The following is a 13,400-nucleotide window of genomic DNA, read 5'->3' as shown; positions in this document are numbered from 1 at the left end:
TGTTGTATGATGTTTTCAGTGAATGAAGCGCTTTCTCAACGGGATTTTTCCTGAGTATCTCGCCAGATGCTACATAGAAAAAGAGACGCTGAAAATTTTCTGAAATCGTTTGCGCAGATTTCCAACATTTTCTGATCATTTATTGAGAGGGGTAATCATGGAATGAAGATGAAGAAGTTACTTACGCTAGCTGCAACCTTCACGTTGGCGTTCTCCATTACAGCGTGCGGAGGAAATACGGCCGCTCCAGCTACGGAGGCACCTGCTGAGACTCCGCCAGCACAGGAAACGCCGGCCGAAAATACAGAGACACAGGAACTTAAGCCAGAAGAAGGCGCGAAATTGGTCGTATGGGAAAGCCGGGACGAAAGAGCTTACACCGATGCGGTCGCCAAAGAATTTACCGAGAAATACGGCGTTGAAGTGACCATTGAAGAATTGTCCCCAACTGATCAAGTAACCAAGCTTGCGCAAGACGGACCATCCGGCTTGGCTGCCGACGTCGTACTGTTCCCTCACGATAACCTGGGTAAAGCCGTAGCGACAAACCTGGTTCTGCCTAACGATTTTTATGAAGAAAAAACGAAAAGCAACAACACGGAAGCCGCCATCCAAGGCGTAAGCTATGACGGCGTTCTGTACGGATACCCTCGCGCTGCGGAAACTTACCTGATGTACTACAACAAGGACTTGGTAAAAGAAGTTCCGACAACGATGGAAGAGGTTATCGAATTCAGCAAAACCTTCACCGACAAATCCAAGAACAAGTATGGATTCATGTTCGAGACAGGCAACCTGTACTTCGCTTATCCGTTCCTTGCTTCCAACGGTGGATACATCTTCGGTAACGGCGGTGCCGACGTCAACGATATCGGCTTGAACAACGAAGGCGCAGTGAAGAGCATGGAAGTATATGCAAGCCTTAAGGAAATCCTTCCGGTAAAATCCGGCGATATTACGCCTGATATCAAGCGCGGATTGTTCACGGCCGGCGATCTGGCGATGGACATTAACGGACCTTGGGAGCTTGGCGGATACAAAGAAGCGCTTGGCGACAAGCTCGGCGTTGCTCCAATCCCGACGATCGGCGGTCAGCCTGCCGTATCGTTCTCCGGTATCAAAGCTTGGTACGTAAGCTCGTTCACGAAGTATCCGCAAGCAGCTCGTCTGTTCGCCGACTTCGCAACGTCCAAAGAAGCACAATTGCAATTGAGCGCATTGGTTGGTTCGGTTCCGACCAACAACGAAGCTCAAGAAGACGATCAAATCAAGAACGACGAGTATGTATCGGCATTTACGGAGCAGTTCAAATCTTCCCAGCCGATGCCTTCCGTACCGGAAATGGCTAACGTATGGTCTCCAGTAGGCGCTGCGCTGGCTGAGATCTGGGACAACAACAAAGACGTGAAAGAAACGCTGGATAAAGCTGTAACTCAAGTGAAAGACCTCAACAGTGGTGGAGCTGGCGAGTAATAGCGTTCTTATATAATACGAGACAGATGAAGAAGTTCACCCGCCGAACAACCGGCGGGTGATTCCTCGATTATACGGAGAGGAGAATGGAGGGAGCATGCGTCAACATCGTATCACAGCGGCCGTATTATCAGCCATCTGCATGGGTCTGGGTCAGCTTTACAATCGGCAATGGATCAAAGGCGTTATTTTACTTATCGTAGGCGTATTCAGTCTGTATTACTTCATTAACAACCTGGGTGATGCCATCTGGGGAATGGTAACATTGGGAGAACAGGGGAGCCATTTAGAAAAAGTCAACGGCTTGACCCAAATGGTAGCGGGTGACCATTCCATCAATCTCCTGATTGAAGGACTTATCACCTTAATTATGTTTGCGCTCTTTCTTATTGGCTACTATGCCAATATCAAAAACGCATATAACGCTGGAAAACTAAGGGAAAAGGGTGTAACGCCCAACAATTTCAGACAGACCCTTTACTATATTTTCGAATGGAAATTTGCGCAATCTTTCCTGACACTGCCGGCGATCGGTATTTTGTTTTTTACGGTCATGCCGATCATCTTCATGGTCCTGCTGGCGTTTACGAACTATTCCGCTCCAAACAATCTGCCGCCTGCAAACCTGGTGGATTGGGTTGGCTTCAAAACCTTTACCAACCTCGTTGCACTAAAATCGTGGAGCCACACCTTTTTCGGGGTTCTGACCTGGACGATCATCTGGGCGGTGCTCGCAACGGTTACCACGTATTTCGGCGGCGTGCTCGTGGCGCTGCTTATCCAACAAAAAGGAATTCGCTTCAAAGGCGTATGGCGCGTCATCCTGATCATTCCATATGCGATCCCGCAGCTGATCTCGCTGCTTGTCATGCGTAATATGTTTAATGGACAGTTCGGCCCGATCAACCAGTATTTAAGGTACTTCGGTTTGGAAGGACTGCCTTGGCTGACCGATCCGGTCTGGGCTAAAGTGACCGTTATCGTTGTTAATATGTGGGTCGGTATCCCTGTATCCATGCTCCTCGTGATGAGCGTTCTGACCACGATTCCGAAGGATCTCTATGAAGCGGCGGACGTGGATGGAGCGACCGGCTTCCAGAAGTTCAAGATCATTACCCTGCCGATGATTTTATTCTCGACGGCACCGGTGCTGATTACGCAATTTGCCGGTAATATCAACAACTTTAACTTGATTTTCCTCCTGACGAACGGTAACCCGGTGGTGGGCGACTATCAATACGCGGGAGCGACGGACCTGCTCGTCACCTGGCTCTATAAACTGACGCTGGATCAGCAGCGTTACAGCATGGCATCGGCCATCGGTATTATCATCTTCATGATTATTGCGACCTTCTCGATTTACAATTATCGTCGTACCAGATCATTCAAAGAGGAGGATATGATCCAATAATGGGAATTAAAATGAGAAACGCGATCCGCCTGACGGCAAGCTACATCACGCTTGTCATCATCGCGATCGGCTGTATTTACCCGGCGCTCTGGATTGTTCTGGCCTCTTTCCGTCCCGGAAAGTCGTTGTACAGCAAATCCTTGATACCAGAATCCTTCACGCTCAGTCATTATAAAGAGCTGTTCACGTCCCAAAGCTTCCTGTTTGGCACATGGTACATGAACACGCTGAAAATTGCGGTGTTCTCCATGATTATCGGGACTATTCTTGTCCTGCTTACTAGTTATGCGGTATCCCGCTTCCGGTTCAAAGGCCGTCAGAATGCGCTATCGGTCATTCTCGTGCTGGGGATGTTCCCGGGCTTCATGAGCATGATCGCCCTGTATATCCTGTTGAACTCCCTGGACCTGCTGAATACGCATGCTGCGATGATCATCGTGTATGCGGCCGGGGCGCCGCTTGGCGGAACGCTCATCATGAAGGGCTTCCTGGATACGATACCGCGAAGCTTGGATGAAGCGGCGAAGATAGACGGAGCCACCAACTTCCAGATCTTCCGCAAAATCATTCTGCCGTTGTCGAAGCCGATGATCATGTATATGGGCTTGACGCTGTTCGTAGGCCCGTGGGTAGACTTTATCTTTGCCCGGCTCGTGCTCCGGACCAAGGAAAACTGGACGCTCGCCGTCGGTCTGTGGGATCTCGTCAACTCCACCCAGGACAGCAACTTTACGTTATTCGCGGCGGCATCGGTGCTGATCGCACTGCCGATCACCCTGCTGTTCGTGTTCCTGCAGCGTTTGCTGGTCGACGGCATGACGGCCGGCGCAAGCAAAGGGTAAGCCCAAAAACGGATAGCCAAACGCACGATATCATCATAAGACATATAGATAGAGAGAACAGCGAAGAGACACAGCCGGTAATTGCCTTGCTGTGTCTTTTTGCATGTATGCATGCAATCAGGGGGTACATAACATGAACATGACAAAGCGTTTTCAATTCAAGGCGGTCGGCATGAAGCTGTTTGTTATCTTTTTTACAACGATCGTGCTATTATCTTCGGCGCTGGGGTTATTGTCGTATTCCATCTCCAAGGACACGGTAATGGATCAGGTATCCGAAGCGACCTCGGGGCAGATGATGCAGGCTGCGGACAAGCTGGATTTTCTGCTGGCCCAGTATGAAGCCGCCTCCCGCCAGTGGGCGCTGGACACGGTGCTTCGCGAAGATCTGGTGACGGTCAGCACGGCGGATATCGGCATTCGGGACAAAACCCAGGCCGAGAACCGGATCCGTGAGAAGCTGAACGGGATGGCATCTTCGGATAAACGTCTGCAGGGCATGCGTCTGGTCGCGCCCAATCTTCAGGCTCAAAGCTCCTATAACTCCACGGGCTATTCGGGCATGTCTTCTTCGGACGGGGTGAAGGCGAAGATCGACCGGATTATTCAGGCCGATGGCGAACCGGTATGGTTCCCGACAGAGGTCAAGGGTTTTATGGAGAACGAGAATACCGCCACCATGACGATGGGGAGATTGCTGAAAAACCTGAAAAATCCGAATGCGCAGTACGTACTTCTGATGGATGTCAAGGACGAGGCGGTCGGCGAGGTGCTGGCGAATCTAAAAATAGGGAATAACGGACAGATGCGGATCGTGGCCGAAGATAACCGGATCGTGCACGACATGGACCCGGCTCGGCTGATGCAGCCGTCCGCCATTACGGTTCCTTCAGACGCCGAGGAAGGGGGGAGCTACTATACCGCCGACGAGCAGATGGTGGTATATACGCCTTTGAAGACGGCCCCATGGCATATGGTCGGCTTTGCTCCCGTTAGCGATTTCGTGCAGGCCACTGACAAATTGCTTGCCGTTACGCTTGCGGTCATTGTGGCAGCGGTTCTGGTTGCTGTTCTGATCGGCTACTATATGATGCGTACCGTCGGCCGACCGCTGAACCAGATGTGCAGCCTGATGGAAGAGGGAGAGCAGGGGAACTTAAGGGTGCGGACGGAATTCCGCCGTGCCGATGAGATTGGCCGTCTGGGTCAGAGCTTCAACCGGATGATGGGGCAAATCTCGGCTTTGGTCGATCAGACGAATGCGTCGGCGAAGGAAGTGCTGGTTACGGCCGAGGAATTGGCCGAAGCCTCAAGAGGAACGTCGCTTACGGCCGGAGAGATCGCGGCCGCCATGGAACAGATTGCGCAGGGAAGCGGAAGCCTGGCCATGGAGGCCGAACGCGAGAACCAGCTGGCCGAGAACATCGGCGTCCGGATGAGCAAGGTGTCCGATACGAATCAGGTGATCGCGGCCGCGGCGGATCGCGTGCTCCGGGTAACGGGGGAAGGCGCGCAGCATATGGACAGCCTGGTGGAGAAATCGACGCGGATTAACCAGGTGAACCGGGCGATCGTCCAGAATGCGGAGAAGCTGAAGGATAATACCGCATCGATCCACAAAATATTGGAGCTGATGTCGGAGATCACGCATCAGACCAACGTGCTGTCCATTAACGCGACGATTGAGGCTGCCCGCGCCGGGGCGGCAGGCAGCGGCTTCATGGTGGTTGCCAATGAAGTGCGGAGCCTCGCGGATCGTTCCAAAGAGTCGATCCAGACCGTAGGCGCGATGATCCTGGACATTCGGCGCGAGGTGCAGGGCTCCGTGGATGCTTTGACGTCGGCATCGCCGCTCTTTGACGAGCAACTGCATTCGGTGCAGGAAGCACAGGGCGTCTTTGATAACGTGCGTCACGAGATGGATGCGCTCTTAACCGAGATCAGCGAGTCTACGCATGCGGTGGAAGTTCTGATCGATTCCCAGCTGGCGCTGACCGACTCCATCTCGGAGGCGAGCTCGATTGTCCAGGAAACCAGCGCCGCCACGGAGGAGGTCGCTTCGATGTCGTCCGAGCAGTTCAAGGTGAGCGAGAAGCTGGTCGGCCTGTCGTCGCGATTGGAGGAGCTGTCGGAGGGCTTGCGTAAGTCTTTGGTGATGTTTAGGACGTAAATGGTTTTCTCTATAGTGAGACGCTGCGAGTACGTATCGTTCCTCCAATCGCTGTTGCCCCCAATTTTCTTTGAACGTTGATTTTTCGGTAGAAAATCGGGGGCAAAGGCGACCACTATCGTTTTTCCGGAATCGATTCGTCCTCTCCGCTACTGCGTGCTAAACGCACAACCATTTACGCTAGGGTGTGGGGGAAGAAAGAGGCCGATGAAGGGGGAGATCTTCATCGGCTTTTTTGCTGGTGGGCGTGGTGCTCGGATGGCTGGAAATTAGCGCGGGTCCGTTGAGTTGCCCCGCCTGCTTGTCGAGTTACTGCCTGCTGAGCATGATCTCCCTTTGGGAATCGCTCATGCAGTGCAGAGGGAATGTTGAGGTGCTTTGTGCGTAACGGGCTACTGCCTGCAGGAATTATGACTGCATGAAGAAAACCAGCTCCGGGACAATTCCCGGAGCTGGTTTTGTTTAGGTGCCGCTCTTCGGTAAGAGCTAGACGTTCTTCTACTTACGGCTGCCAGTTCACGTTAATGGTGGTCGTTCCGCTCGTTGGAGCGGTAAAGGTATGGTTCGAACCGCCTTCCCATGTTACCGTCGAGCCCTGTTTTTTCAGGAATTTGAATTCGATGGTTTTGCCGGCGGGAACGCTGACGTCATAGTACCAGGTTGGGTATTGGTAGATGACCTGGTTGTACAACGGACCGATGGCTTTGGCCGGGTCCCAGTTGCCGAGCTCGCTTACGCTGCCTGCCAGGTACACGTTCTGTCCGAGCGCGGTGGTAGCGTTGTTCACCACAAAGCGCACGCTGACCTGATCCCCGCTCAGCACTTCGAAGTTGTCATGCACATTGCTTGAGGTTCCGGCGCTGTTGGCGATTTTGATGTTATATACGCCTCCGGCAACGGCAGGGATTTTCACCTTGATCTGCGTGTCTTCCCAAGCCGTAATGTTAGCGCCGGTAACTGCCGTCGTGCCAAAGTATACCGTGCCTTTGGTTGCTCCGAAGCCGCGGCCGTCAATGGTGACGGTTGCGCCCGGTTTGGCCATCATCGGTCCTACGTGCCCGATGGTCGGCGTAGTCACGGCCGTGGTGTACTGCCATACGGCCGTACCGCCCGCTGCCAGTGTGAAGTTGGAGGCGGATCCGCCGGAGCCGACGGTCAGATTGTTACCGTTCAGGAGGCCGCCCAGCACGTCGGTGTAGCTGCCGGCCGGCAGTGAGGTTACCAATCCCGTAATGTTAGCCGGCGTGTTCACGTTGCGGTTGACGGCGATGACGGCCACGTTGTTGCCGAACTTGCGCTCGTAGATCAACACATCGTTGTTGATCCAGCGCTCCTGCGTCGTCCCGTAAGCGATGGCCGGGTTGGATTTGCGCAATGGCGCCAGCTTTTTAATTACCTGATAAGCCGTAGTCGTGGTAGAGAAAGAAGGAATTCGAGCCCGGTTGTCGGGATCGTTCCCGCCGGACATGTATTGCTCGGTTCCGTAATAGATGGCTGGCACGCCGCGGGAAGTGAGCGTGAAGGCGAGCGCTTGCTCCAGCTTCCGGCGGTTGGCGCTGTTATTGTGGAATCGTTCCATGTCATGGTTATCGATGAACGTGACCTGATCCTCCACCTGGAGGTAATCGGCCGCAGAGCCCTCCAGCATGGACTTCAGTCCGTACATATTGTCGGTGTTGTCCCTGAATACCTGGCGAACCTTCTGCGCGAATCGGAAATCCAGCAGGCTCATGCCGGATTCGTTGGCGAACTTATGGTTCTCGGCACTCACTTCGTTCACCCCGAGGAACCATTCGCCGAAGGTGAAGACCGGCTTGTAATTGTTGACGGTGGCCATGAAGCTCTTCTGCCAGCCGAACGGCATATGTTTTACCGCATCCATCCGAATGCCGTCAATGCCCAGATCGAGCCACATTTTAATGGCATCCTTCAGGTAGGTATCCACCGTGCTGTTGTTGTGGTTCAGATCGGCAAGATCGTACAGGTTTTTGTAAATCCCGTTCTCTGTCGTCGAGAAATCGGTTCCCCCGTTATGATGGAATAAATTCTGCGTATCGCCGGTGTATCCGCCGAGGAGGGTGCCGTTGTTGTACAGCTTGCCGTTCTCCGCGAACGACGGCTGGTCCGAGGAAGCGGGAGACGTGTGGTTCGGCGCGAAGTCGATGATGACTTTGATGTTCTTGGCATGGGCGGCAGCGATGAGGTTCTGGAAATCGGCGATCGTGCCGTACGCCGGGTTCGTTTTCTTGAAGTCTCTGGCCCAATAGCCGTGGTATGCGGTGTTGTTCACGCCGGAATAGTTGATGACGCTGTAGATGTTCTCGACCGGCTGGGAGATCCAGATGGCGGTAACGCCCATGCCGGTCAGGTAGCCGTCGTTGATTTTGTTGATGATCCCTTGCCAGTCGCCGCCGCAGTACAGCCGCAGGTTGGTGCAGGTGCCGTCAAAGGCCGGGCCGGTCGGGTTGTTGGCAGGATTGCCGTCGGAGAAACGGTCCGTAAAGATTTGATAAATGACATCCGTGCTGAAATTTTGCTTGTTGGATACCGAGGTATCCGGAGCTGCATGGGCTGGGCCGAGCAAGCTCAGCGCCAGGGACAAGCTAAGGGCAAGGGCGGTTGTCAGTTTGTAGAATTTTTTCATCGTATTCCTCCTATGTAGCAGTTGTTGAATGGGGGTTGGTTCAATGAGCAAACCGAAGCTGCGGGGAATCACCTCCTGTACCAAAGATAGGGCAACAAAAAACCCCGGCATCTCCTGAAGAGAAACCGGGGTTGTTCCATACCGGGTGTGCGGTGACGGAATGCATGGCCCTTAAATTATGCGAGTGTTTGATTTCAACAATATTGTAAATGAAAGCGTATTCAGGTGTCAATATGTAATATCCAAATAAAAGGAAATTAATATTTCATGTCATGAAATTAAATTTTATAGTTCTTATTTATTATTGAAACAAAATTTTACAGGCCATATAATAGGTTTAGCAAGCGTTTACAATTTGAATCAGTTCATGTAAAAATGGCGTGTTTGCTGTTTAGTTGATCCAAATCAAGGCCTGGAAGCAAAGGAGGAAAGTTCAATGGAGACTCATGTGAAGGCCGGTGCAGAGCAGCTGGGCTTGGGAATCAAGGGAGTGAAGGCGGCGTGCGCCGCCATTGAACGCGAAATAGCCGCGGGTACGACGCCGGGTGCCGTACTGGGCGTTCTGCATGAAGGCAGGACATGGTTCTACACAGCAGGCTATGCCAATCCTAATCCGGTGCAGGGGCAGCCTGTGCCTGTTAGAGAGGATACATTATACGATTGTGCATCCTTGACCAAGGTGGCGGTCACGCTCCCGTTGATTCTGCAATTGATCGATGATGGAGTTCTCACCTTGAGCACAAAGGCGAGCGAGATGCTGCCTTCATTCGGAACGGCAGGCAAAGAAGAGATAACGGTAGGCCAGCTGCTGACGCATACTTCCGGGCTCCAGGCGGATATGAACCTGCATTCCCATGGCTGGGACAGGGAGCAGATGTGGGATGCCGTTTTTTCAGCGCCGCTTGCGGCGAAGCCGAATACCGAAGTGATTTACAGCGACTTGGGATATCTGGTGCTTGGTCGCATCATAGAACGGTCGCTCGAGCTGCCTTTGGACCAAGCGTTTAAGCGATGGGTGGCGGATCCGCTGGGCATGCATCACGCAACGCTGACTCCTTCGCCGGGTCAGGCGCACCGCTATGCCGCAACGGAGCATGATGAATCCATCCAGGATCATCTGTGCGGGATCGTCCATGACGAGAAGGCGCGGGCTTTGGGCGGCGTGTGCGGCCATGCGGGATTGTTTGCCACGGCAGGGGACCTGCTGCAGTATGCCCGAATGTGGCTTGCACAGGGCGCGCTTCCGGCGGTGGAAGCTGCGAAGGCGAAAGCCGGCGAACCGAGGCTTCTATCTCGAGCTGCGGCGGCTACGGCCACCCGTCCCCATACGAGTCATATTCAGGGCTCGAGCCGTGGTTTGGGATGGGTGCTGAAAGGGGATAAGATGGACGCCTCGGGAGATTGGATGAGCCCATACTGTTACGGGCATACCGGCTTTACCGGAACCAGCCTGTTGATCGATCCCGAGTCTGATCTTGCGGTCGTTCTGCTGACCAACCGCGTATATGGGGGGCGGAGCAGCAGCGTGGCTCAGCTGCGCGCACGGGTCCACAACGCTTTGAAGGGAGCCGTGTCATGGTAAGACTGGAATGCGGCATGTTGTCCAGCCATCCAAGCATGCCCCGACTCACGCACCGTTTGCATAGGGAGCAGTGCGTACGATGTACAAAACATTAGTTCGTTCGATTCCGCAGCGGCAGCAATCCGAAGCCGAGCTAACGCCGGATGGACATTAAGCAATGCCTCCTGATGTCGGTACATTTATGGGAGCTGCTGCATAGATAATTCGTCCAGACATGGAGGATTGGTGAATGGAGATCAACCGGTCGCATGCCGTTAAGCGGCAATCGCCGCCGATCCAAGGCTTACGATTACAAGGAGGGATAACGTAATGGCGAGTTTAACCTACAGGTCTTACCGGCCTGGAGACGAGGAAGGGATCACGGCTCTGTGGAACGCCTGTTTGCCGGGAGATCCCGTCACCCGGCTTCGTTTTCGAAATCTGGTGCTGCTCGACCCGAACTTTGATCCGCAGGGACTGCGGATCGCGGAGCACGAGGGCCGCATAGTGGGCGTCCTGTATGCGGTGCGCCGGAGATTGCCGATGATCGGCACCGAGCTGGACCCGGATCACGGCTGGATCACCTTCTTCTATACCGATCCATCGGTTCGAAGAATTGGGGTCGCGTCGCGGCTGCTGCAGGAAGGCGAAGATTATCTTCGTCATCATGGGCGCAGCAAAGTCTTTTTCTCCTCGTATGCCCCGAATTATATCGTTCCGGGCATTGATGGGGAGCGTTATCCGGAGGGCTTGGCATGGCTTGCGGCCAGCGGTTTTACCCGCAATTACACGGCGGTTGCGATGGATCGCTCCCTGGTTGGTTTCCATATGCCGCCGGAGGTTGCGGAGCTGAAGCGGCAGCGGGAACATGAAGGCTTTACTTTCAAGCCGGCTCAGGACAGCGATCTGGTGGAGCTGATCGAGTTTGCGACGGACGTGTTTAACCCGGATTGGGGCCGGGCGATTCGCGAAGGATTGCTGCAGCGATTAACAACGGATCAGATCCTGATCGCGCGCGATCAAGGGAAGCTGGTGGGCTTCTGCCTGCATGGCGGATATGAGGGCGTAGCTGAACGATTCGGTCCGTTTGGCGTGGATCCGTCGATGCAAGGGAAGGGTCTCGGAAAAATACTTTTGTATGACTGCCTTGCCCTTATGCGTGCTCAAGGACTGCATGGTGCCTGGTTCCTCTGGACGGGCGAGCAGAGTCCCGCAGGCCATCTGTACCGCAAAGCCGGCTTCGACGTGACGCGCCGGTTCGAAATTATGAGCAAGCCGCTTCAATAGATAGCTTCGACTACATGGATATACAAAGGAGAGATTACATTGACGGAAGCAAAGCAGCATCACATTTTGGCGATTGGCGGGCATGCGGGCGATATGGATCTTACGGCAGGAGCCGTGATCGCCAAATACACGCAGGCTGGCCACAAAGCGACGTTTCTTCATCTAACGCCGGGAGAGAAGGGACACCCCCGTCTGACGCCGGAGGAGTACGCAAAGCAAAAGATTGACGAAGCTCACCAATTTGCCGATATCGTCGGCGCGGATGTGCGGTTCCTTGCTTACAAGGATGCCGAGCTTCCGCTGGACGAGGAAGTGAAGTATCAGGTCGCCGACGTCATACGGGAAGTGAAGCCGGATATCATCATCACGCATTGGAAGGAGAGCATTCATAAGGATCATTCCAATACGCATTATATCGTGGAGGACGCCCGCTTCTACGCGGGCTTGAAGACGATTGAGCGCGAGCTTCCGTCCCACTATGCCCAGCATTTATACTATGCGGACAATTGGGAGGACCCGAACGATTTTCATCCCGAGGTCTTCATCGACATTCCGGACGAAGCCTATGAAACGTGGGTGAGAGCCATGAACGTGTACGCTTATGCGCGCGGGGAAACCTACGGCTTCCCGTTCATCGAATACTACAAGGCGCTCACGATCGTACGGGGAGCGCCGATGAACTTCAAGCGCGCGCAGGCCTTCGCGGTTCCGAGAGGCGCGTTGACCAAACGGTTACAATTTTTCTAAATATATGGTTTTTCATCCAATCAACTGGAATAATCGCTAACATTCTCACAAAAAAATTGTGAGAAATACCAAAACATCCACTGACATTATACCTATCTTTTGATATAATGAGTGATGTTACGGGGGAACACGTACGGAATCATATATAGAGAATACAAACAGGAGAGGAAGTCTTCCATATCGGAGGCTTCCTCTCTTTTCGTTTCGTTCGTCAAGAATTGCGAAGAATGGGGACATAGCGTTTCCGATTGCAGCTCTAGCGGGGAGGCGAGGCGGAAGGGCAGCTGTTGCATTTTTCAAAATCCATGGTATGATGTATTTAAAGAATCTTAAATTTAAGATATTTAGGCTTGATTTTAGGGCAGCCTATGATGGGATCGCCGCCTAGTTTATGATGTGATTTTTCAGGGCAGACTTTGGTCCTATTGAGCTATTCCAGGGCATTCTAACGAACATTAATGGTGTCAAACGGATTCGAAATTGAAGCATATCACCAATCGAAGGGAGACTATAAACATATGGAACATACGCATATTTACCGCCAGGGAACCTCTCCGGAGGCACCAACCTTGCTATTGCTGCACGGCACCGGGGGGAACGAGGAGGATTTGCTGCCGCTGGCCGAGATGATCTCGCCCACGTCGAATGTGCTCGGCGTCCGCGGAAACGTGCTGGAGAACGGCATGCCGAGATTTTTCCGGCGTCTGGCCGAAGGGGTGTTTGATCTAGAGGATCTCGTGAAACGCACGCATGATCTGAATGAATTTCTGAACTGGGCAGCTGCCGAGTACGATTTTGACCGCAGCCGCATCGTTGCAGTCGGGTATTCAAACGGAGCCAATATTGCGGCCAGCCTGTTGTTCCACGAAGGAGACGCGCTGCAAGGGGCCATTCTCCACCATCCGATGGTTCCGCTGCGGGATAAAACCTTGCCGGATTTGACCGGCGTTCCGGTCTTCATCGCGGCCGGCCGGCGCGATCCGATGTGCACGCCGCAGGAGAGCGAGGATCTGAACGAACTATTGAGCGGGGCAGGCGCGGACGTGAAGCTCCATTGGGAGAACGGGGGGCATCAGCTCAGCCGTGCAGAGGTCGGGATGGCCGCTGCCTGGTTTAAGGAGAAGTTCCTGTAATACCGGGCATGCCAAGATCCATGATGCGTTCCCTGTCTAATCAAGTAAAAATGAAAGCGAATATGATCAAAATACCGTCAATACGTTGGCGGTATTTTTTTTATACTTAACCCATCGAATAAGAATCGAGGG

The 13,400-nt window shown here is 53.4% G+C and carries 9 protein-coding genes; 8 read left to right on the top strand and 1 reads right to left on the bottom strand.

What is annotated here, in order from left to right; all coding sequences use genetic code 11:
- The first annotated feature begins 162 nt into the window (after positions 1–162).
- From RB298_RS02305 to RB298_RS02290, 4 genes are all read left to right on the top strand, one after another.
- Positions 163–1,473, top strand: a complete 1,311-nt coding sequence (locus tag RB298_RS02305) for a sugar ABC transporter substrate-binding protein (protein ID WP_009592303.1) — start codon at positions 163–165, stop codon at positions 1,471–1,473.
- A gap of 97 nt (positions 1,474–1,570) precedes the next feature.
- On the top strand, positions 1,571–2,884 hold the full coding sequence (locus tag RB298_RS02300; protein ID WP_096774971.1) for a sugar ABC transporter permease: 1,314 nt from the start codon (positions 1,571–1,573) through the stop codon (positions 2,882–2,884).
- Positions 2,884–3,726 carry a sugar ABC transporter permease gene (locus tag RB298_RS02295; protein ID WP_486045547.1) on the top strand — a complete coding sequence of 281 codons (843 nt, stop codon included), beginning with the start codon at positions 2,884–2,886 and terminating at the stop codon, positions 3,724–3,726. The genes RB298_RS02300 and RB298_RS02295 overlap by 1 nt, the downstream gene beginning before the upstream one ends.
- A gap of 133 nt (positions 3,727–3,859) precedes the next feature.
- Entirely contained in the window at positions 3,860–5,896 is a 2,037-nt protein-coding gene (locus tag RB298_RS02290; protein ID WP_486045545.1) for a methyl-accepting chemotaxis protein, read from the top strand.
- Between the two features lie 502 nt (positions 5,897–6,398).
- Here the strand turns inward: RB298_RS02290 and RB298_RS02285 are convergent.
- On the bottom strand, positions 6,399–8,540 hold the full coding sequence (locus tag RB298_RS02285; RefSeq protein WP_486045543.1) for an alpha-amylase family glycosyl hydrolase: 2,142 nt from the start codon (positions 8,538–8,540) through the stop codon (positions 6,399–6,401).
- 436 nt (positions 8,541–8,976) lie between these two features.
- On the opposite strand from RB298_RS02285, the gene RB298_RS02280 reads away from it, so the two are divergent.
- The 4 genes from RB298_RS02280 to RB298_RS02265 all read left to right on the top strand — a co-directional run bounded on the left by RB298_RS02280 (position 8,977) and on the right by RB298_RS02265 (position 13,268).
- Positions 8,977–10,122 carry a serine hydrolase domain-containing protein gene (locus RB298_RS02280; RefSeq protein WP_486045541.1) on the top strand — a complete coding sequence of 382 codons (1,146 nt, stop codon included), beginning with the start codon at positions 8,977–8,979 and terminating at the stop codon, positions 10,120–10,122.
- A 309-nt stretch (positions 10,123–10,431) separates the two neighbouring features.
- Positions 10,432–11,388: a GNAT family N-acetyltransferase gene (locus RB298_RS02275; RefSeq protein ID WP_486045539.1), complete on the top strand. Its 957-nt coding sequence runs from the start codon at positions 10,432–10,434 to the stop codon at positions 11,386–11,388.
- Positions 11,389–11,427: 39 nt separating this feature from the next.
- The gene (locus RB298_RS02270; RefSeq protein ID WP_486045537.1) at positions 11,428–12,135 is read left to right on the top strand and encodes a PIG-L deacetylase family protein; all 708 of its coding nucleotides are present in this window, start codon (positions 11,428–11,430) and stop codon (positions 12,133–12,135) included.
- 518 nt (positions 12,136–12,653) lie between these two features.
- Complete coding sequence (locus tag RB298_RS02265; RefSeq protein ID WP_076325589.1) at positions 12,654–13,268, top strand: alpha/beta hydrolase; 615 nt, start codon at positions 12,654–12,656, stop codon at positions 13,266–13,268.
- Positions 13,269–13,400 lie beyond the last annotated feature (132 nt).

It is taken from the genome of Priestia sp. BR_2 (assembly GCF_041954005.1).
GTDB lineage: Bacteria > Bacillota > Bacilli > Paenibacillales > Paenibacillaceae > Paenibacillus_AQ > Paenibacillus_AQ lautus_A.
This window is presented reverse-complemented; position numbering and strand designations above follow the sequence as displayed.